Raw genomic sequence first — 20,814 nt, forward strand, 5'->3', positions numbered from 1 at the left:
TACCAGCAACCGAGCCCAGTTGCGAGCATCGAATGACTCGGATGCACCGTCGGACACCGCCACCCTCCCCCTCTCGCAGGAAAAGTGGTGAGCGTCCTCATTGTCGTCCGAGGACTCGACGTGCTTGGGTACTGTTCCCTCGAAGAGGAGGCGCAGTGCCATAGTCAGCGCAACTGCGCGGCGCGAGTTCCGATGTCGAAGAAGTCTACAATCTCCGAGATCTCGCCGTTGAAAACGAAACCCTTGGACTCCATAGTCGCCTTGATCCCCTTCTCCTCAGCAACCTTCTGAAGATGCGGCGGCAGGGAACTGGACATCCGGAACAGAAGCTTGGCGTATGAGTCGCCGAGCGCCGCGTCCGATACGGGGAACTTCACCGGGTCGCCACCGCTCGCACTCACATGAAGATTGAAGAAGAGCACATTACCGTCGCTTGTGCTGATCTGCTTGAGCTGGCCAGCCAGAGTTTCCGGATCCCCGTCTGTCGACTCACCATCGGTAACGTGAAGCACCGTCGGTGGATAACTATCCGGATGCGCATCGCACCAAGCCACCAACTGCTCGGCTGCGGCAGTGATAGCAGTACACATCGGCGTTCCGCCCGATGCTTGCGCCTCAAACCACACCGGGAATTTGATCGACTGATCAACCAGTCCGCCCGCGCCGTCATCGATCCGCTTGGTGCGATCTTCGACGCGCAAAGGGTTCGCTTCGATCTGGGAGATCGGATGCAGAACAGCCGATGAGAGCGAGCCGGTCAATCCGTTCCCGGCAGAGTTGCCTGAGTAGCCAAGCACCCCCACCTCGAAGTAGTCCCGGGTTCCTTCAGACTTGGTGCAGCGGGTGATCAATGTTGCCAAGGTACGATTGAGGACATCTGCGACGAACTGCGCCTTCGACTTGCCGTTTTGCATTGGCTCTTGCATCGAACCGGACTGATCGACCAAGAAAAGAAACGCGGTCGGACTGGTACGACTGATTTCGGCGGTGTAACTCATCCTGTGAACCCCTGTTTTAGCAATTTATAGATAAGATACTTGAAGCAGCCGAGCGTTAGATAGCGCCCAGACCGAAGAACACGGACGCTTCACTCTTGGAGAGCGCCAGGTGGCAACCTGAATGGGGCGATGGCCGCATCAACATCGCCGAAGTAGATGGTGAACTTGTCATCATCCAGCCCTTCCATCTCGTTTACCTCCATTCCCACGATCAGCCGCCCCTGCAAATAGGCACTTTCAAACGGTGACCCACCCCCGGGAAACTGGTGCAGCGTAAAGTAGAGACTTCGCCGATATGGGCCCCCGTGGCAACGAGGATTCAAGCGATGAAGAAGTCACGATTTACCGAAGCGCAGATCGCCTACGCGCTCAAGCAAGCCGAGCTGGGGACGGCGGTCGGTGAGATATGCCGGAAGATGGGCATTGCCGAGGCGACGTTCTACGTGTGGCGCAAGAAATATGGCGGGCTGGGCCCGTCAGAGCTGAAGCGTCTGCGGCTGTTGGAGGAAGAAAACCGCAAGCTCAAGCAGCTGGTGGCGGACCTGAGCCTGGACAAGGCGATGCTGCACGAGGTGGTCACAAAAAAGCTCTGAGGCCTGCCCAGCGACGTTCTTGGGTAGGCCAGCTGCGTGAGCGATTTGGTGTCAGCCTTCGCCGCGCATTGCAGATGATGTCAATGTCCCATTCCAGCTACGCGTACAAGCCCAGGGCACGTGACTGCAGTGCGGTACGCATGCGGATGCGGGAGATCGCCTTGAGCCGCGTGCATTACGGGTGCGAGCGGGTGTTTGTTGTCTTGCGACGGGAGGGCTGGTGTGACAACCACAAGCGGATCCATCGCATTTACAAGGAAGAAGGCCTGTCTTTAAGGCATTGCCGGCCCCGCCGCAGGCGTCAGCCGATCAAAGTGGCCACTGCACCCAATGCGCTGTGGGGCATGGACTTCGTGAGCGATGCACTGTTTGACGGTCGTCGCTTCCGCTCCCTGACGGTCGTGGATCACTTTACCCACCAGTGTTTGGACATCGTGGTCGACCGGTTCCTGAAAGGCCAGGACGTGGCCGATGCGATGACGCGGCTGGTGGCCAAGCGTGGCAGGCCAGCGGCGATCAAGGTCGACAACGGCAGCGAGTTTTCCGGCAAGGTCATGGATCGCTGGGCCTACGAGAACGGCGTGGAGCTCGACTTTTCTCGCCGCGGCACACCGACGGATAACGCTCTGGTCGAAAGCTTCAACGGACGCCTGCGGCAAGAATGCCTGAACGAGCATTGGTTCTTGTCACTGGCCGATGCCCGGAGCAAAATCGAGACGTGGCGGCGGTTCTATAACGAGGAGCGACCCCACAGCGCACTGGCATGGAAAACTCCTGAAGAATTCGCCCGAAATCACGGGTCCCAAGCGAATTCGCAGGTGCCGAAGAAGGACGAACTCTCTACTGTCGGATGACCTGGGAATCGGGAGTGGGTCACCAACTTTCACTCATTCCGCCACACACTGATCAACAGCCTGATCAGCAAGGGATACACAACGTCGCAGATCGCAGTGATCACCGGTCACTCAACCACAGGGCGAGTTAAGGAGGAACAAGCCCCCGTTATTAGACAGGCTTACGAGGGCATGCTGCCGGAACAATCTCGCCCGCTGGCCGTGAGGATGCTGGAAGACTTCACGCCTCCCGTCGTTCTACCCAAGTATGTGCGAGGCCAGTTCAAGGGGCGACTGCGGGACAGGAGGGGCTTCTATCCGTAAGTCGACAGAGTGCGCCCATGCGCTGCGAACGGAAAATACCCGCCTTTGCCAACAGATCCTTCAAAGATAAAAGGGGCTCCAAGAGCCTCCTCAAGGATCGGCCACCACCAGAGCGACCATCTCGCAGGAGTGGCCGTCAACGACTACAGCTTGTCAGCAGCATCGCTGGAATAACTCCGCCGCACAAGCGCCGCGAAGCAGCCAGGATCTTCGGTGATACGGACAAACAGGACCTCATCGATCATGCTCAGCGGCAGAGGACCTGGGTAGCCAGCTTCGACATACGGAACAATGTTCTGTGAGAGGTCGCCAGAGCTCGACCACTCCGTCCAAGGCAGCAACTCTTGGTAGCTCTCCGGCTTGAGCATGAGGATCGCGATTCCGGCACCACCAGGCCGAGCAGCTTGAAATGGATAGCAGCGTCCGCGGTACTCAGCGATGTCAGGCACCTCCTGCTTCCTGTAGTCGAACACGCTGACGCAGCCGATCAGCCTAAAGAAGGACTTAGCCGACGAGCCAAAGGTCGTCTCTAACCTTCCATCAGTGTTCGGCAACAGTGCACCCGAGCTGAGAATTGCCTCTATGTTCTCGCGTTTAGTTACATGAAAAACACGCCCCTCGAGCTTCTTTCTCACGTCATCGACGGATTCCGTCTCCGACCTGACGAACTCTTGACCGCGCTTCAACGCCCACCCCATGCCGCTTTTAGCCACCCTTGGCGATCTCGTTGGGTAGCTCGCTGCAGAACTCTGCATCTGCGCGTTGGCCTCGCCATATCCAAGCGCCGATGCAAGCAGGCTGCGCAGCTCACTTAACAGACTTCCGACCAGCCCGTCTCGCTCTTATGTCGAGCTCCGTTGCCACAAGTAGCAGCATCACCGAAACGCAGATCCAGCCAACGAAGCCAACGTCCACCGAGGCATACTCTGCCCTCCGTAGCAGCGGCGGAAACAGGAGAAGCATTGAGCCTACCAACGCAACGAATAGCCGGGATGGATACGCGACCCAGCTGGCAATCATCAAACCAGTGCAGATAATTGATCCCATTCGAAGGAACATGAATTGATCGGCATCTACATACCACATGTATCGCAACTCAAATGCAAACCAAGATACGCCCAGGGCAAGCGCCGCCAATAGAAAGAAGCCACTCCATGGAAGGGTGGAGCGTTTGCTATTCACTATTATCCCTCCGAAACCGCATCGCTAATTTTCCCAATGATCTTTCTCCCCCGCTTCACCCAATGCCGGCACCTCTGCGCGTTCAACTCTGCATCACCCCGTGCCCGCCACTTGGTAAGGCACGCTGACGCCGCCGCCCATCAAAGCGGAAGTACGATGCACACTTAACCGCGTGGACAACAAGTGCGCAGCAGCGTCTGCGCTGACGAAGCACGATCGTCAGGTTGAGCCTGGAGTAAAACCTAGATGATTCCACCCTCAACCAAGACGCGAGTCAGTTCAGCCTCGTGACTACTCGTGAGAGTCTCGATAAGCACTGTTCTTCCACTCTCGGCTGATCCAATTAGAACTTCAAGAGTGCCGTTCGGCCAGTAGCTGACTGTGCCAACAAAATCGCGGCCGTCTAGATCGAGCGTAGCGCGGCCTTGGTCATCTTCCGAGTATCTAAGCGCGTACCCCTTCCCTTCTAGCATCTCTGCGTTATTGGCCATCCAACTTTTGAGAGGTGAACTATTCACTATCGCGGCTCCCTGATGCTTCCATCGAACTTAGGCATTTCGTAATCCTTCGGATCTCTCCCTCGCACACGGGCATCAAAGCTATTGGGGCCAGGAATTCGGCCGGTTCCCTCTGAATGTGGTAGAACCCTATGAGAAGGGACATCAAATTCCACATACATGTCGCCGGCTGGTGCTGCGCGATACGTATCAGCACTGGGCGGATCCGAAACACGCGCCTGACCACCTAGCCCCTCTTGCACACGTCCTGTTCTTCTCATCGAAGCGAGTTCGGCTGGGCTCATCCATCGGCCGACAGTTTTCGTTTGAGCGGGTAGCCTTATTCCTGCCCCGGCCATCCTAGCAGGGGCTGCTATTCCCTCAGAGACGAGCAGAGCGCTACCAAATTTGTATCCGCCCTGACCAACTTGACTGCTAGGAGCACCAAACAACGGCGTCGTGTCCGTCGAGCGATACTGCGACATGTCGACTGTGCCGTAGACAGTCGGACCGGCATTTCTGCCAATACTGAAGACCCCATCGCCTGCAGCTCGAAGAACGCCTCCCCAGAACTGACAGAACGAGGTGTCACATCTTCCGTCCGGGTCAGAGTATGTATAGGGATTGTTAGCGGCGTACCTGTAGCGATTGAACATCCCAACATTGTTCTGGAGGGGGGTAACCGGATCTACAGATAGGAACCGACCAATCTGTGGGTCATAGTAGCGCTGCTGCATGTACACCAACCCAGACGAGGCGTCTGAGACGTGCCCAGTGTAGCCAATGCCGTCTACCGCCTTGCCAATCGCCTGACCGTAGGGCTCGTACTGGGTGCGATCAGCAACCTGCCCAATGGCGTCAGTAGTCGCCACAGGACTCCCCAGCGAGTCCACGTGCTGGTAGCTGATGACACCGCCCTCCTGCTTAGCAAGCAGTCGAGAGGCGAGGTAGATGTACTCAATAGGACCGCTCAGTCGACGCCGCTCGAAGAGCAACCTCCCGCCTTGGCTATAGAATGAGCGCAACCTGTCGCCGCTTGAATCCGAGGTAACGACCCGTCGGCCTGCGCCATCGTATTGATAGCCTTCGAGACCCGGGATGGCGCGCAGACGGTTGCCCATGTCAAATTGGTGGACTCGACCGTTCTTGTTGAGCAGGTTCCCCTGTGAGTCGTAGCTCAACCCCATGACAGTCGCGCCATCTTGAGCGAGGATGTTTGTCAGGCGGTTGCGCGAGTCATACCAGTAGCGATGATCTTTTACCCCACCGAGTGAAGACGACAGAAGATTATCTCGCGCGTCGTATGTGTAGCGATGCCAATGATCACCTCCAAAGCTGGCCGATCCGGCAGCCAGGAGACGGTTACTTGAGTCGTACTGCATGACGCGGTCGTACGGGGCTCCCTGCTGGAGATCCGCGATGCTAGTAACATTTGCGTTGGCATCGTAACCGTAACGATAAGCCATGATGCCTGTGTCGACCTGCTCGGACGGTAGCTGGCGAGCGTTAAGCACAGTGCTATGAGTAATTCCATTGCCGTAGGTGAAGGACTGAACACTGCCGTTAGGGTGGTAGCGCACTCCAGAGGCCAATGACGTACCTGCGGCCGAAACGCTCAATGACCGCCCCTGCGCACTGTTGCTGTAGGTTACCGTCAAGCCACTGGGGTAGATCACCGTTGCCAGCGCACCCATCGGGTCGTAGCCATAGCCTACGGACCAGGTAGGCCGTCCAGAGCTACTCGCGCCTTCACCAATCAGCAAATTGCGCTTGTTGTACTGGAACGTATTGACAGTGGTTTCGCTGCCATCCGCATTCCAAGTGGTTACTTCTCGCAACTGGCCACTGTTGCGGTACAGAAGGTCCTGGTCTCCATTGCGGTCCGGGAAGCGGACGCTGACCACGCGGTTGCGGGCATCGTAGCTGCGATCAACGCGACGACCGGATGCAGCGGCTTCGGCCCTGCTACAAGTGCCAGTATCGTAAAGGTCAAGGCCGGATGCGGTCCAAGCCACGTTACCAGCGATGTCATATTCGACTACGGTCGCCCCGGTTTCCGGTTCAATAGTCTTGCACAACCTCTGGAACTCGTCATAGACATAGCTACGGGTCACACCTGAAGGTGACTGTGCCTGCACTACCGTCACTGTGGCCGTACCGGACGTTGCAGTCGCGCCTCGTCGATCTGTGGCGACAGCATAGAGTTGATAAATGCCTGGTGCCAAGCCGGTAATATTGAACTCGTACGGGGCAGCGGTAATCGTGGCGACCTGTTGGCTATCGCGATAGAAAGCCACCTGAGCCACCGAATCATCAGGATCACTCGCGCTTGCTACTAGGCGCACTTGGCCCGGGCTCTCCAGTTCAACATTACCAGGAGATGTCAGCGAGACGGACGGCCCTGCGTTAACCGGAACTGAAAAGGCGCCTGAATTGGATAGGAGATTGTTGCCCCCACCCACCGGCGAGATGCCGTGAAGATAGATCTTCTTGCCGCCGTGATCGCGAACCATGGCGTCGGTGACTGGGATGCTGAAGCGGTATGCTGTTCCCTGCGTTTTGCACTGACTATTGACTCCAGCTTCGCTGGCAAGATTGGCATCGAACGAACCGTAGGCGGTACCGGTCCCCGCCGCGCCGCCTAGGTACAGATGGACAGCAATAGAGCTTGAAACATAAGTGGAGCATGCCCACCCAAAGATCGCACCGTTGGACAAGCCGATGTCACCGACTACCCGCGAGCCGTAGATCGTCTTGGCCGGAGCATATGTCGTCGCTCCGCTAGTGTCCGTGGCGTAGACCTGCACAGCATGCACGCCCTCGGGGATGGGCCCATAGTTCCGCTGGTATGGCTCCCCACTGCTACCAAGCACATTGCCATCCGCCAGATAGGTCACCGAAGCTACGCCGTAGTCTGGATCTGATGCGTCGGCGCTCAGCAGAGTAGATGTTCCCTCACCAAATACCGAACCAGCCGCTGGAGCGGTAAAGGTGATTGATGGCGGCAAGTTGGCTGGAATGCGGAAGTTACCCGAGCCAGCAATTGTCTTGTTCGGCTGACCAACTGGCGAGATCCCGTGAATATATATTGCCTTGCCGACATTTTGCTGGCGAAGGGGCTTGCTCATTTGGAGTGAGAAACGGTGATTTCCGCCTGCAGCGCATTGGGCATTTACGCCAGGCTCGCTCGCTTCATTTGCGGCTCCGGATAGACCGAATGTCCCGGTGCCGGCCGCGCCCCCGAGGTAGACATGTACATCAATGGATGCGTCGATACGGGTCGAACACGCCCAGCCTCGGATCACCCCGTCGGTAGTCACTTCGTCGATGTTCCCGACCACCTCCGAAGGCGGACCTGTTACCACCACTTGAACGTTGGCAGTGGGTTCACCGAACCACTCAAAGCCCTCTTCCACCATGCGCCACTGGAAGCTATATGTTCCGGGAATTGATGGTGCAACCACGTTGAACTCAAAGAGTGACCCGATTCCGCCCGAAACCATGTCCTTCACTGGCACACGGGTCACTCCCCATGTCGTGTTGTTTGCGGGATTCCAAGATCCAAGGTAGTAGCCACTCGGCGCATACCAGGTCGTGTTCCCGCCGTTGCGGAACCGGAACTTCACCGTGTAGGAACGACCGGCCACCATCGTGGTGGGTACGCTCTGCTCATAGGACGTCGCATGATTGAACTTCCCGGCGACAACGATGGTGTGTTGACCACTGCTGGCACCGAAACGCGCACCGTTGCGGTTCATCTGCCACGAGAGCGTGTAGTCACCAACAGCCATGGGTGCGGTGGCCGAGAAAGAGAACTGCGCAGTCCCACCCGGAGAAACGTCATGCGGCACCACCAGGTCGCCAAAGCCAAAATGGCCAGTGGAGTAGCCCTCCGCCTGGCCCAACCGATAGCCGTCGCCTGCACGCCAAGTGGTGGTGCCCACATTTCTGAAGGTGACGCTGCCGGTGTAAGGCAACCCGCGATCCATGCTCCGAGGGTAGTCCAGGGAGACGTACTCTGCTCCATCGAAAGGAACTGGAGGCGCGTTGACCGTGATGCGTATCACCGGTGAGGTGAGGAAACGCGTGTACTCATCGCCATTGATGTATTTGACCGCCGTCGCAGTCAACACATAGTCGTAAACTCCCGCAGAGATTCCGTTCTCGGTGTAGGTCGCCACCGGCCGGAAGTCCACCGCTGCGTTGTTGCGCTTCAAGCGTATGTCGGAGAGGAACTCGGCCTTGGGCCCTGTGCCAACGACGCCGCTATTGATTTGGAACTGATACGTTCCTGGCGCGTCGTAAGTGGTCTGTGCAGGCCCCTTTAGGTCGATCCAGCCCTGAGCTTTGGCGTCAGGCAATAAGTAGCCCGATAGCAACACGAAGAACAACAAGAGCCGGGTAGTGAGTGTTCTGACAGTCACATTCGTCTTCCTTGAACGTCGAATCAGTTGAAAAGCTATGGATGGATTGTCACTACCGAGACAATTGAAGCAATTCCGCTCCAGGACACCATGCTGTTGCTAGTAATCTTGCTCGTGCCGAATAACAGAGGTGCCGCGCTTCAAAGTCAGCGGATCTATGACCCATTCCCAGCCACGCCGTCCAACGGGCGCCATCCGGCCTACCCCCGCCCTACTGATTCTGGACAAGCCTCTGATCCCCCCTTTCCCGGGCAAGGCTTCCATCGCTGCCGCTCTCGGCGTTGCCCAATGAGTCCCCTTGGACGGCTGTATATCACACAGCACCCGACCAGTGCACCCACCACAGGGGTCCGTTGGTGGGCCTTCCGCACAACCTTTGCCTGTTGTAGGCTTCGGCAAAGTTCGAGGGGACTCTTGTCAGATATCGCCGGTACATATCCCGGCGGCGACCAGAGGCCGGGAGCATTCGAAGCACACGGGGACGAGGAGCGCGGCTACGGCGCGCGGATGCTATTTCACGAGGAAGTGGATATGCGTAAACGATCTATCCGGTGGGTACTCATCGCACTGGCGTCGGCCAGCGCTATCGCGCCCGCAATGGCCCAGCAGTATTCTCGAAGCACGCGGATCACATACTACGATCACGCAGGTCAATGGGTGCTAGGTCAGATCTCTGACCGCACTGTCAATGGCGTCAGCGTGGAGTCTACAACCTTCGACCCTGTCACCGCCCTGCCACTGACTCAATCATCATACGGAAAGCTGCAAAGTACGCTCACCTACAACCCCGACGGCACACTATCCGCCAGTCGCGATGCCGCCGGCAACGTTACCCACTACGGCAACTGGAAGCGCGGCGTACCTCAAACAATCACGAATGCTGACGGCACCACGCAATCAGCAGTGGTCAACGACCGGGGCTGGATTACCCAGGTGACAGACGAGAACGGTAGCGTTATGCAGTACGGCTACGACAGCATGGGCCGCATTAGCAGCATCACCCCACCAACTGGCGATACCGTGAGCTGGACTCCGACTACGCAAGTGTTCGAATCGGTCGGAAATGTGGAGCATGGAATGGCAGCGGGTCACTGGCGACAGACAATCACTACTGGCAATGCGGTAAAGGTGACCTACTTCGATGCTCTCTGGCGACCGTTGATCGTGTGGGAGTACGACGCAGCTCGGGTTTCGGAGACTCAGAGCTTCCTGCGCTTTGCCTATGACAGCGCGGGAAGAGCGGTTTTCGCTTCCTATCCGTCCACATCCTCTAATCCCACATCGGGAATTTGGACTGAATTTGACGCGCTGGGCCGCACGATCGCGAGCAGTCAAGATAGTGAGCAAGGATTGCTGATCACGATGACCACCTACGGTGCGGATGCGACAGGGCCGTACACTGTAGTGACTGAGCCGAGTGGGGCTCAGACCCGTAGTTGGTACCAAGTATTCTCGACGCCGTCCTACGATGTTCCCATCAGGGTTCAACGACCCAACGGGGCAGTGACGACCATCGCACGCGATATTTTCGGGAAGCCGCAGTCAATCATTCGTTAGGCCGGCTGCGTCAATGCCTGGCCTATCGCACAGCCATTGCTTCCATCAATCTTGCTGTTTGAGGTCCGAAGCTGGAGCAATTAGCGAACGCACTTTTCAATCTTCTCGCCCGCCTTGCTACGTGCGCAGCTAGGAGGCAGGTCTGCTGGGCGATCAGCACCAGGGTCGCCACTTGCGTTTCCAGTTTTTTAACTAACGCACAAAGCTAAAGGAGTAGCCCGTGGGACGTGTGAAAGATGCAATAGCAACTGGGAAGTTCATGCTGCTTCTGGGTTGCTGCTTTGACGCCAGCGCTGCCTCGTCCGTCACTGTGGCCGAGGACTACCCGGCTAGGCTTCGTGCAAGTTCCACGGTGCAGGGCTTATCGGCGGAGGACGTGTTCGGCGATAAGGTGGGCTTGTATACCGGCGCGCTGGAGTTCCTTCAAACAGATCTTGTCTTGCCCGGTGTCGGGGACCTCGATATCGTGGTGAGTCGCAAAATGACAGCAGGCGCCCAGGGCGGGACAAGATTGTTCTCCGACTGGGACCTTGCCTTGCCTTCAGTCCATGGCGTCTTTTCCGAGGCCAATGGATGGAACTCTGGACTGGGGGGCAAGAACTTCAATCGTTGCTCAAAGTATGCATGGCCAGCGGACGAAATGGTTGAAGGAGCCCATCCCAGCCCAGTGAAGCCCGTGTACTACGTTCCTTCTGAGGAGTTTTGGCATGGCACTTTTCTCTACCTTCCCGGGGTTGGAGAGGAAGAGCTATTGAAAGTCACTGCGGACGGCCGCGCGCGACCCAACAATGGCCTAGACTACCCTCTCACAACAAAGTCTGGCGCTGCGATTCGATGCATTTCGATGAATGGCGGAGCGGAGGAGGGTTTTGAGGTATTGACGCCTCAAGGGATCACCTACCAGCTTGCATTCATGGTACGCCGCTTTGAGCTGCCGATTATCAATTATGGCCCGGTACCATCGCCAAGCGGCCCTATTCTTACCCCAACGCCTTTCTTGCTCCGCAGGCTAGATCACCGTCTCTATCCCATAAGTGCTAAGGATAGATTTGGGAACACCTTAAGCTACGACTGGGACGCATCGACCGGACATCTAAATCGCATATCCGCCAACGATGGGAGACTCGTTGAGTTCTCCTACAATGGTCATCGCATTTCCCAAGTACGAGCCGCGGGGCAGGTGTGGAATTACGACTATTCAACAGGCGTACTAACAACCGTTACGTTGCCAGACCAGTCCTACTGGTCCTTCACGCCCGGATTGAACCTTTCGTTCGAAGCAGCAGGCAACGTCCCAGCAGTGCGCGCGCGCTGCAAATTCCCTGGAACTCCTACTTTCGAGACGACCGGCTCAATGCGGCATCCAAGTGGCGCAGTAGCCTCATTTACCATTAGTCCAACGCTTCATGGCCGCTCTTACGAGCATTACAGTTGCAGTGCTCAGCCCAACACAGCATGGGTCGATAAGACGGTGGAGACTTTTCCTTCAAGGTTTTACGCATGGTCACTCACCAAAAAAGTTCTGAGCGGACCTGGCTTGAGCGAAGCATACAGTTGGACATACAACTACGGCCCTGATTACGCCTGTTACATTAGCGGCCTCCCTGCCAACGACCCTCTCACCTGCACCGCCTCATCACCCGCCGAGAAGCGCGTAGAAGTTACTGATCCGTCCGGCATAAAGACTTCATATGTGTTCAGCAATAGGGCCGACCACTCGGAGGGTTACCTTCTGCGAACAGAGCGCCCTGGACGCGTGGAGACGAATGTCTACGAGTTCGGCAACCCTAGCCAATTCTCTCTTTATGCTGGAACAAGCATTATGCCCGCTGCTGGCAGAGGCTGGTATCTGTCACGACTGGTGCCATTGCGCGAGCGTTCCATCCTGCAAGATGGCTACAGATTCACTTGGCGGGTCAACGCATATGATGCCATGGCGCGCCCAATCAGCATTACTGAATCCAACGCCCCGGCCCCCTAATTACCGGCGAATGAGGCAGAGCGCAAGTTCGCTTGGAAGTGCGGCAGCCGACAATTGAGGAACACACTTCCCAACATGCATCTTATGGATCTGCAGCGCAGGGCCGCACCCTTTCTGGGTTTTCGCGCGCCATCCGATGGGGCAGAACCCAGCACGCGCGCCGCAGACTTGCTGACGAAGCGATGCGCTTCGTTCCGCCGATCACCTCGCACCACGGGCAGCCCACCACCATCGAATACAGAGAGTCAGCAAGGCCAAAGACAACGCTCGTTACTGACGTGAGCGCGCTGCTCCTGAGCTGTGGCGAGGGAGCAGCGACCCACTTGATGAATGGCCATCCGCCCCCGTCGGGGCTGGTCGCAGGTGCGACAAACCGTCGCAATCACGCTGAAACCGGGCACTTTCGCCACGGGGATTCCACAATATGGCCTAGAACCCCAAACAGGTGTCCTGCGCCGCTGCCAGTAGCCGCGACACCGCGGGGAATGCCACTGGGTTCGAGAACTGGAAGCGAGGAATCCCCCAAAAGATAGTCCACGCCGACAGTACCTCGATCAATGCAGCGGTCAATGACCAAGGCCTGGTCACTCAGGTCACTGACGAGAATGGAAGCACTACGAGCTACGGCTACGACAGCATGGGTCGGGTGAGCAGCATCACTCCCCCTAGCGCAGATACCGTCGCGTGGACGCCCACAAGCCAGGCATTCGAACGATTGGCGGAGAGAGTGGGATTCGAACCCACGGAAGGTTTGACCCTTCGCCGGTTTTCAAGACCGGTGCCTTAAACCGCTCGGCCATCTCTCCGTATCGGTGACGCTTCCGCGCCCCGCGTGCCCAGGTCATTGCAACCCGGGCATCCGGTCGGGGCATCGCCCCGTCCGGCATGGCTCCCCAGCACTTGGCCGGGGGTCGCATTCTCGCATTTCAGCGGGGCTTTGCCCACCCGGCAGCCGTTGGGCTCAGCCCGCGTCCACCGCCAACGCGCCCAGCGCGCTGGCCTTGATCTTCTCCTTGGCGCGCTCGCACGCACCACCGCAATCCAGGCGCGAGGCCTCCAGCTGCGGCGGCAGGTGCTCGGCCAGGAAGTCGATGAACACGCGCACGGCCGGCAGCAGGCCGCGGCGGGAGGCGAACACGGCGTGGCAGATGCCCTGCGGCAGCGACCAGTCCGGCAGCACCACTTCCAGCTCGCCACTGCGCACGGCATCGGCGCAGACGGTTTCGGGCAGCATGGTGATGCCGAAACCATCCTTGACCATGCTCTGCAGCAGCGGGAAATCGAAGCCGGCCACGCGCGGCTGCAGGTCCACGCGGCGTACCGCGCCTTCCGGGCCGTGCAGTTCCCAGCGCTGGCGCGCTTCGTCTTCGCTGATGCTCAGGGTGACGTGGCTGGTGAGCTCGTCGGGGTCTTTCGGGCGGCCGGCGCGGTCGAGGTACTTCGGGCTGGCCACCAGCAGTTCCTGCACCTGGCCGAAGCTGCGCATGACCAGGCTGCCGTCATCGTCCAGCCGCGAGCGCACGCGCAGGGCGACGTCGTAGCCTTCATTGATGATGTCCACGCGGCGGTTGCTGATGTTCAGCTGCAGGCGCACCTTGGGGTACTGGGCTAGGAACTTGGGCAGCAGCTTGGGCAGCTGCATCTGCGCCAGCGACACCGGCACGCTGGCACGCACCAGGCCACGCGGCTCGGCGCTGAGGCGGTCCACCACTTCGCGCGCGGCCTGGGCCTCGGCGAGCATGGTCTGGGCGTGGCGGTGCACGCTGGTACCCACGTCGGTGACCGCGAAGCGGCGCGTGGAGCGCTGCAGCAGGCGCACGCCGAGATCGGTTTCCAGCTGGCTGATGCGGCGGCTCAGGCGCGATTTGGGGATGCCCAGCGCACGTTCGGCCGCGGCGAAGCCACCGTGGTCCACCACCATGGCGAAGTAGTAGAGATCATTGAGGTCTTGCATGCTGAAGTTCCAGATATAGAACAATACGTGGCATTCAACCACCTTTATTCCAAATTGGCAACAACCTATCGTTATCCCTGTCGGCGGCATCCACCGCCCCTCCCCAGAACAGGTGATTGCCATGAAGCTTCTTCACATCGACGCCAGCGTGCTTGGCGACAACTCGGTTTCCCGCCAGCTTTCCGCCGCCGTGGTCCAGCAGTGGCGCGACCAGGTGCCGGAGCTGGAGGTAGCCTACCGCGACCTCGACGCCCAGCCCATTGCCCACCTGCGCAGCAGCTCGCTGGCCCAGTCCGACCCGGCTGAAGTGGCCGATGCCGCACAGGTGCTGGAACAGTTCCTGGCCGCTGACGTGGTGGTCATCGGTTCGCCAATGTACAACTTCAGCGTGGCCTCCACCCTCAAGGCGTGGATCGACCGCCTGGCCGTGGCCGGGCGCACCTTCAAGTACACCGAGAACGGCCCGGTGGGCCTGGCCGGCGGCAAGCGCGTGATCGTGGCCAGCAGCCGCGGCGGCCTGCATACCGGCGCCCCCACCGACTTCCAGGACCCGTACCTGCGCCAGGTGTTCGCGTTCTTCGGGATCGACAACGTGGAGTTCGTGCGCGCCGAGGGCATTGCCTATTCGCCGCAGCACCGCACCGATGCCATTGCCAATGCGCTGGCCGCACTGCCGCAGCCGCAGGAACTGGCCGCGGCCTGAGTCGAGGAGGGGCACCGGTTCTCTCTCCCCCGCCGGTGTTCCTTCTGATGGCCCCTTTTGGGGCCATCTTTTTTTGTGTGCGCGCCAAGAGCAGCCGAGCATGGCTCGGCTCTACCTGGATGATAGACACGCCATGCGTGGCAACGCGCGAACACTACATACAAAAAACCCGCCTTTCGGCGGGTTTTTCATACTCAGGCGATGGTGTCCAGTCCACCCATATAGGGCTTGAGCGCGTCGGGCACGGTGATGCTGCCGTCGGCGTTCTGATAGTTCTCCATCACCGCGATCATTGCCCGGCCTACCGCAACGCCGGAGCCGTTGAGGGTGTGCAGCAGCTCGGGCTTGCCGCTTTCCGGGTTGCGCCAGCGCGACTGCATGCGGCGCGCCTGGAAATCACCGCAGTTGGAGCACGAGGAGATTTCGCGGTAGGTGTCCTGCGAGGGCAGCCACACTTCCAGGTCGTAGGTCTTGATCGCAGCAAAGCCCATGTCGCCGGTGCACAGCAGCACCTTGCGGTACGGCAGGCCCAGCTTTTCCAGCACTACTTCGGCACAGCGGGTCATGCGCTGGTGCTCGTCGTCGCTCTGCGCCGGAGTGCAGGCCGCCACCAGTTCCACCTTCTCGAACTGGTGCTGGCGGATCATGCCGCGCACGTCGCGGCCACCGCTGCCGGCTTCGGCGCGGAAGCACAGCGAATGGGCGGTCATGCGCAGCGGCAGCTGGTCGGCGTCGATGATTTCGTCGCGGACGATATTGGTCAGCGGCACTTCCGAGGTCGGGATCAGGTAGCGGGTGGACTCGCCCACCGCGGTCTTGAACAGATCGTCCTCGAACTTGGGCAGCTGGCTGGTGCCGCGCAACGACTCGGCATTGACCAGCAGCGGCACGTTGGTTTCTTCATAGCCATGCTCGCCGGTGTGCAGGTCGAGCATGAACTGGGCCAGCGCACGGTGCAGGCGCGCCAGCGGGCCGCGCAGCACGGTGAAGCGCGAGCCGGACAGCTTGGCGGCGGTTTCCGCATCCAGCCAGCGGTTGCGCGCGCCCAGCTCCACGTGGTCCAGCACCGGGAAATCGAAGCTGCGCGGGGTGCCCCAGCGCTTCTGCTCGACGTTGTCGGCTTCGTCCTTGCCGGCCGGCACATCCTCGGCCGGCAGGTTCGGGATGCCCAGCGCGATGGCTTCGATCTTGTCGCGCAGTTCGTCCAGGGTGACTTCCGAGGCCTTGAGCTCATCGGCGAAGGCGGCCACTTCGGCCATGATCGCCGAGACGTCCTCGCCCTTGGCCTTGGCCTGGCCGATGGCCTTGGAACGGCTATTGCGCAGGCTCTGCAGTTCCTGGGTACGCACCTGGATGCGCTTGCGGTCGGCTTCCAGCGATTCCAGCCCGGACACATCCAGCTCGAAGCCACGCGCGGTGCGCAGGCGTTCGGCGAGGTCGGCGGGGTTTTGGCGCAGCAGGGCTGGATCAAGCATGGTGTGAGGTGTGTTTGCGGGTCTGGAGGGGGATTATCGCCTGTTATGCGGATTTCTGCCGCCCGGTTCATTCCGGCCGTGGCAGAATCGGGGGGTTCACAACGGTATGGCTCATGTCCGCTTCCCGCTCATCGTCTGGCAAGAACATCACCTTCCACCTGCCCCGCCGCAGCCTGCTCATTGCCGGGATCGCCTTCGGCGTCGGCATCGCGTTGTTCCTGGTGGTGTGGCTGAGCAGCCGCAACGACGACTTCTACAAGGCCGGTCCGGCGCAGACGCCGCAGCAGGTGGCCCAGATCGAGCCGCTGCCCGAGCCGTTGGCCGCCGCGGCCGGCTCCAGCGACATGCCCGATGCCAAGGCACCGCCGGCCGATGAAGACAAGCCGCAGCTGGTGGAAACCGCACCGCCGCCGCCCCCGGCCGCCGCTCCCGCCGCACCCGCGCCTGAAGCCGCGCCGCAGGCCTTGGCCGCCGGCGACCGCCCGCAGCCGATTGCCGGCCAGTCGCCACCGCCCAGCTACCCGCCTGCCGCACTGCGCCGTGGCGACAGTGGCAGCGTGGTGGTGCGCGTGGACGTGAACGCCGCAGGCGAACCGGCGGGGGTGACCATCATCCAGCGCAGCGGTTCACGCGAGCTTGACCGCGCCGCCGCCGAGGCGGTGCGCCGCTGGCGCTTCATTCCCGCGCACAGCAACGGCCAGCCGGTGCCGGGCAGTATTGAAGTGCCGTTCGACTTCAAGCCGCAGTGAGCGCGCTGCGGTAACGAGAATGCACGCGACGTGCAGGTTCGGTAACGGCTCAGCAAGCTGAACCCAACCGGGAATGCAGTCGCCGCGTTGACGTTGCGCTGACACACCGGCAACCGCGCCCGGGCAAGACTGCAGGTGTCAACTCAGACACCAGGAGTCAGCCATGAGTGTTACCCATGCCCCGGACATGCACGCCGCGCCGCAGGAACCGCGCGATATCACCGACGAACCGACCCGCACCGGCAGCTCGCCGTGGTTGTGGATGGCGTTGATCGTGGCGATGTTCGCCGCCGCACTGGTGTGGCTGCGCTACGCCAACCCGGAGGACACCGCCAGCGCCCCGGTGGGCCAGCGCATGCTGCCGGCGACGGAAACCGCACCGATGGCCGCCACCCCCGCCCCGCAGGCACGCCAGACCGCCACCGCCACGACCCCGCGCAAGAGCGCGCCGGTGGCCGTGCGCAACCGCGAGGCGCGCCCGCTGGCCAGCAATGCCAAGCCGGCCTATCCGGCTGCGGCGCTGCGTAGCGGTGTGCAGGGCGGCGTGGTGGCCAGCCTCAACGTGGACCCGCGTGGCCAGGTGACCGATGCCAATATCGTGCAGCGCAGCGGCTCGCGTGACCGCGACCTGGATCGTGCGGTGTTGAGCACGGTGCGTACGTGGGAGTTCGAGCCGGCCATGCATGACGGCCGTGCGGTGGCGAGTGTGGTGCGCGTGCCGGTGGATTTCCGTACCGGGCGTTGAGTTTTCGCGTGGATTGAGTAACGAAAAACGGAGGCCAGTGGCCTCCGTTTTTTTTGTGCGATTAGCGGTTCAGGAGTAGCCGAGCATGGCTCGGCTCTACCTTTTTGGCCGGTGCACACGCCGATTTTTCGGCCGGTGCGCAGGCGGATTTTCAGCCGGCGCGCAGGCCGAAGCCGGCGCCGGTGGACAGGCCGTCGAAATCCGGGAACGAGGTGGCGACGTTGGCGATGTCGTTGACCCGTACTTCGCCGCTGCTGAGCTGGCCGGCAATGGCGAAGGCCATCGCGATGCGGTGGTCGCCGTGGCTTTCGATGGTGCCGCTGCCGAGCACGCTGCCGCCGTGGATGGTGGCGCCGTCGTCGGTTTCATCCACCTGCACGCCCAGCGTGCGCAGGCCGGTGGCCATCGCGGCCAGGCGGTCGGATTCCTTGACCCGCAGCTCGGCCGCGCCACGCACCACGGTGTTGCCCTGGGCAGCAGCGGCGGCAACGAACAGGGCCGGGAACTCGTCGATCATGTCCGGCACCAGCGCTTCGGGAATCTCCGCGCCGTGCAGCGGTGCGTAGCGCACCACCAGGTCGGCGACGGCTTCGCCGCCCTGCTCGGCATGGTTCTCTTCGCCGATGTCCGCGCCCATCAGGCGCAGCGCAGCCAGCAGGCCGGTGCGGCGCGGGTTGAGGCCGACCGCGCGCAGGCGCAGTGCGGAGCCGGGAATGATGCTGGCGGCGACCAGGAAGAACGCGGCCGAGGAGAAATCGGCCGGTACCGCGATGTCGGTGGCGCGCAGGCGCTGGCCGCCGCGCAGGCGGGCCTTGCCGGGCGAGAAGCTGATGTCCACGCCGAACGCGTGCAGCATGCGTTCGCTGTAATCGCGGGTGGGGTGCGGCTCGGTCACGCTGGTTTCGCCGTCGGCATACAGGCCGGCCAGCAGCACTGCGGATTTGACCTGGGCACTGGCCACCGGCGAGGCGAAGTCGATGCCGTGCAGTGTTTGCCCACCGTGCACGCGCAACGGCGGGGTGCCGTCGGCCTCGGTGTCGATCTTCGCGCCCATCAGCGCCAGCGGGCCGGTGACGCGGCGCATCGGCCGGCCCGACAAGGATGCATCGCCGACCATCACGCTATCAAACGGCTGCGCGGCGAGCAGGCCGGCGAGCAGGCGCATGCCGGTGCCGGCGTTGCCGCAATCCAGCGGGGCCGACGGTGCCTGCAGGCCATCCACGCCGACGCCATGGACCACGCGCTGCGACGGCGACGGGGTGTCGATACGCACGCCGAGCTGGGCGAAGATCGCTGCGGTGGCGCGGGTGTCCTCGCCTTCCAGGAAGCCATCGATGTGCGAGACGCCGTCGGCCAGCGCGGCAAACATCACCGAGCGGTGCGAGATGGATTTGTCGCCGGGAATGCTCAACGTGCCCTGCAGGGGCTGGCCCTTGTGGGCGATCCAGTACGGCGTAGCGGTCATCGGTAGTCCTGTGGCAGCCGCAGCGGCGGCGCTGAAACGGTAGGGAGGAGTGGCGCGGCCTGCACCGTGCAGGCCGCGCGGGCGCTCAGTCAGGGCACGGCGACCGGGTAGGAGCCAAGCACCTTGATCTGCGCCGAGTGCGCTTCCAGCTCGGCCAGCGCCGACTGCATGGCGGGGTCATCGATGTGGCCGGCCAGGTCGATGAAGAAGCCGTATTCCCACTTGGCGTTGTGCGAGGGCCGCGATTCGATGCGGTTCATGCTGATGCCATGCCGTGCGAACGGGCTGAGCACGTCGAACAGCGCGCCGGGCTTGTCGTGGATGAACACCAGCACCGAGGTGCGGTCGTGCCCGGAGGTGGGGAAGAAGCTGCGGCCCACCACCAGGAAACGGGTGGTGTTGTCGGCATCGTTCTGGATCGGCTTGGTGACCACCTTCTTCAGGCCGTACACGTGCCCTGCACTCTCGCCACCGATCGCAGCAGCGTCATCGGCGTTGCGCGCGCGGCGTGCGCCTTCGGCGTTGGAGGAGACCGGGATCTTCTCGGCCTTGGGCAGGTTGGCGCGCAGCCACGAGGAGGTCTGCATGAACGACTGCGGGTGGCCGTAGACGCGTTCGACATCGTCCAGCCGGCCACTGCGCGACATCAGGAACTGCTGCACGCGCAGCTCCACTTCACCGCAGATCTTCAGGTTGGAAGTGAGGAACATGTCCAGGGTGATCTGGATGGTGCCCTGCCCGGAGTTCTCCACCGGCACCACGCCGAAATCGGCGTTGCCCGCTTCCACTTCCTGGAACACTTCTTCGATGCTGGCCAGCGGCAGGCCCAACGCCGAGCGACCGAAGTGCTTGAGCACGGCCTGCTGGCTGAAGGTGCCTTCCGGGCCGAGGTAGCCGATCTTCAACGGCTCCTGCTGGGCCAGGCAGGCCGACATGATTTCGCGGTACACGTGCACCAGCACTTCATCGCTGAGCGGGCCTTCGTTGCGGTCCACCACCATGCGCAGCACCTGCGCTTCGCGCTCGGGGCGGTAGTAGTCCACGGCGGCGGCTAGCTTGCCCTTGGCCTTGCCGACCTGGTGGGCGAAGTTGGCGCGCTCGGCGATCAGCGCCTGGATGCTGCGGTCGATGTGGTCGATCTTGGCGCGCACGTCCGACAGCACCGGGGCGGCGGTGGCCGGCACGGCCTCACGCTTGGCCGGCACGGCCTTGGTGGACGCGGCCTTGGCAGGTTTTGCAGCCTTGACGGGCTTGGCGGCGCTGGCCTTGGGCTTGGCAGGTTTGGTGGCCATCTGGGGTTCCAATTGCAGTGGGGCACCGGGCCCCAGTAAAAA

Annotated in this window: 14 protein-coding genes and 1 tRNA gene; 6 read left to right on the forward strand and 9 right to left on the reverse strand. The window is 61.1% G+C overall.

What is annotated here, in order from left to right; genetic code table 11:
• Positions 1 to 164: 164 nt before the first annotated feature.
• Positions 165 to 998 (reverse strand): VWA domain-containing protein, encoded by an 834-nt coding sequence (locus tag AC3IPM_RS11555; RefSeq protein WP_489299984.1) that lies wholly within the window; start codon positions 996 to 998, stop codon positions 165 to 167.
• A 326-nt stretch (positions 999 to 1,324) separates the two neighbouring features.
• Here AC3IPM_RS11555 and AC3IPM_RS11560 point away from each other — a divergent pair.
• A protein-coding gene (locus tag AC3IPM_RS11560; protein ID WP_489299985.1) for an IS3 family transposase occupies positions 1,325 to 2,445 on the forward strand; the annotation gives its coding sequence in 2 pieces (ribosomal slippage) (positions 1,325 to 1,577 and positions 1,577 to 2,445; 1,122 coding nt in all).
• A 446-nt stretch (positions 2,446 to 2,891) separates the two neighbouring features.
• On the opposite strand, the gene AC3IPM_RS11565 is transcribed toward AC3IPM_RS11560, so the two are convergent.
• From AC3IPM_RS11565 to AC3IPM_RS11575, 3 genes are all read right to left on the reverse strand, one after another.
• Complete coding sequence (locus tag AC3IPM_RS11565) at positions 2,892 to 3,503, reverse strand: hypothetical protein (protein ID WP_489299986.1); 612 nt, start codon at positions 3,501 to 3,503, stop codon at positions 2,892 to 2,894.
• 669 nt (positions 3,504 to 4,172) lie between these two features.
• Positions 4,173 to 4,421: an immunity protein TriTu family protein gene (locus AC3IPM_RS11570; RefSeq protein WP_489299987.1), complete on the reverse strand. Its 249-nt coding sequence runs from the start codon at positions 4,419 to 4,421 to the stop codon at positions 4,173 to 4,175.
• Positions 4,422 to 4,447: 26 nt separating this feature from the next.
• Positions 4,448 to 8,851, reverse strand: a complete 4,404-nt coding sequence (locus AC3IPM_RS11575) for an RHS repeat domain-containing protein (protein WP_489299988.1) — start codon at positions 8,849 to 8,851, stop codon at positions 4,448 to 4,450.
• 414 nt (positions 8,852 to 9,265) lie between these two features.
• Here AC3IPM_RS11575 and AC3IPM_RS11580 point away from each other — a divergent pair, with 414 nt between their 5' ends.
• Both AC3IPM_RS11580 and AC3IPM_RS11585 read left to right on the forward strand, forming a co-directional pair.
• A complete protein-coding gene (locus AC3IPM_RS11580; protein ID WP_489299989.1) occupies positions 9,266 to 10,408 on the forward strand; it encodes a hypothetical protein in 1,143 nt (380 codons plus the stop codon).
• Between the two features lie 220 nt (positions 10,409 to 10,628).
• On the forward strand, positions 10,629 to 12,389 hold the full coding sequence (locus tag AC3IPM_RS11585) for a wall associated protein (RefSeq protein ID WP_489299990.1): 1,761 nt from the start codon (positions 10,629 to 10,631) through the stop codon (positions 12,387 to 12,389).
• A gap of 716 nt (positions 12,390 to 13,105) precedes the next feature.
• Here the strand turns inward: AC3IPM_RS11585 and AC3IPM_RS11590 are convergent.
• Positions 13,106 to 13,195: transfer RNA gene (locus AC3IPM_RS11590), tRNA-Ser, on the reverse strand.
• 155 nt (positions 13,196 to 13,350) lie between these two features.
• Positions 13,351 to 14,343, reverse strand: coding sequence for a LysR substrate-binding domain-containing protein (locus AC3IPM_RS11595; protein WP_489299991.1), 993 nt, complete (start codon positions 14,341 to 14,343; stop codon positions 13,351 to 13,353).
• Between the two features lie 121 nt (positions 14,344 to 14,464).
• Here AC3IPM_RS11595 and AC3IPM_RS11600 point away from each other — a divergent pair, with 121 nt between their 5' ends.
• Positions 14,465 to 15,046, forward strand: a complete 582-nt coding sequence (locus AC3IPM_RS11600; RefSeq protein WP_489299992.1) for an FMN-dependent NADH-azoreductase — start codon at positions 14,465 to 14,467, stop codon at positions 15,044 to 15,046.
• Positions 15,047 to 15,240: 194 nt separating this feature from the next.
• Here the strand turns inward: AC3IPM_RS11600 and serS are convergent, their stop codons facing one another.
• Positions 15,241 to 16,521: a serine--tRNA ligase gene (serS, locus tag AC3IPM_RS11605; protein WP_489299993.1), complete on the reverse strand. Its 1,281-nt coding sequence runs from the start codon at positions 16,519 to 16,521 to the stop codon at positions 15,241 to 15,243.
• Between the two features lie 113 nt (positions 16,522 to 16,634).
• Here serS and AC3IPM_RS11610 point away from each other — a divergent pair, with 113 nt between their 5' ends.
• Positions 16,635 to 17,270: an energy transducer TonB gene (locus tag AC3IPM_RS11610; protein WP_489299994.1), complete on the forward strand. Its 636-nt coding sequence runs from the start codon at positions 16,635 to 16,637 to the stop codon at positions 17,268 to 17,270.
• 163 nt (positions 17,271 to 17,433) lie between these two features.
• Positions 17,434 to 18,015: an energy transducer TonB gene (locus AC3IPM_RS11615; protein ID WP_489299995.1), complete on the forward strand. Its 582-nt coding sequence runs from the start codon at positions 17,434 to 17,436 to the stop codon at positions 18,013 to 18,015.
• 151 nt (positions 18,016 to 18,166) lie between these two features.
• Here AC3IPM_RS11615 and aroA read toward each other — a convergent pair whose 3' ends face one another.
• A complete protein-coding gene (aroA, locus tag AC3IPM_RS11620) occupies positions 18,167 to 19,480 on the reverse strand; it encodes a 3-phosphoshikimate 1-carboxyvinyltransferase (RefSeq protein ID WP_489299996.1) in 1,314 nt (437 codons plus the stop codon).
• An 89-nt stretch (positions 19,481 to 19,569) separates the two neighbouring features.
• Positions 19,570 to 20,772, reverse strand: coding sequence for a prephenate dehydratase (gene pheA / locus AC3IPM_RS11625; protein WP_489299997.1), 1,203 nt, complete (start codon positions 20,770 to 20,772; stop codon positions 19,570 to 19,572).
• Between the last annotated feature and the right edge of the window lie 42 nt (positions 20,773 to 20,814).

This window comes from Stenotrophomonas sp. GL_111, from assembly GCF_057835245.1.

What these genes read in the sequence shown, in the direction of transcription:
- AC3IPM_RS11555 (WP_489299984.1), bottom strand. Translation starts at nt 998, where the DNA reads ATGAGTTACACCGCCGAAATCAGTCGTACCAGTCCGACCGCGTTTCTT.
- AC3IPM_RS11565 (WP_489299986.1), bottom strand. Translation starts at nt 3,503, where the DNA reads ATGCAGAGTTCTGCAGCGAGCTACCCAACGAGATCGCCAAGGGTGGCT.
- AC3IPM_RS11570 (WP_489299987.1), bottom strand. Translation starts at nt 4,421, where the DNA reads ATGGCCAATAACGCAGAGATGCTAGAAGGGAAGGGGTACGCGCTTAGA.
- AC3IPM_RS11595 (WP_489299991.1), bottom strand. Translation starts at nt 14,343, where the DNA reads ATGCAAGACCTCAATGATCTCTACTACTTCGCCATGGTGGTGGACCAC.
- AC3IPM_RS11600 (WP_489299992.1), top strand. Translation starts at nt 14,465, where the DNA reads ATGAAGCTTCTTCACATCGACGCCAGCGTGCTTGGCGACAACTCGGTT.
- serS (WP_489299993.1), bottom strand. Translation starts at nt 16,521, where the DNA reads ATGCTTGATCCAGCCCTGCTGCGCCAAAACCCCGCCGACCTCGCCGAA.
- AC3IPM_RS11610 (WP_489299994.1), top strand. Translation starts at nt 16,635, where the DNA reads ATGTCCGCTTCCCGCTCATCGTCTGGCAAGAACATCACCTTCCACCTG.
- AC3IPM_RS11615 (WP_489299995.1), top strand. Translation starts at nt 17,434, where the DNA reads ATGAGTGTTACCCATGCCCCGGACATGCACGCCGCGCCGCAGGAACCG.
- aroA (WP_489299996.1), bottom strand. Translation starts at nt 19,480, where the DNA reads ATGACCGCTACGCCGTACTGGATCGCCCACAAGGGCCAGCCCCTGCAG.
- pheA (WP_489299997.1), bottom strand. Translation starts at nt 20,772, where the DNA reads ATGGCCACCAAACCTGCCAAGCCCAAGGCCAGCGCCGCCAAGCCCGTC.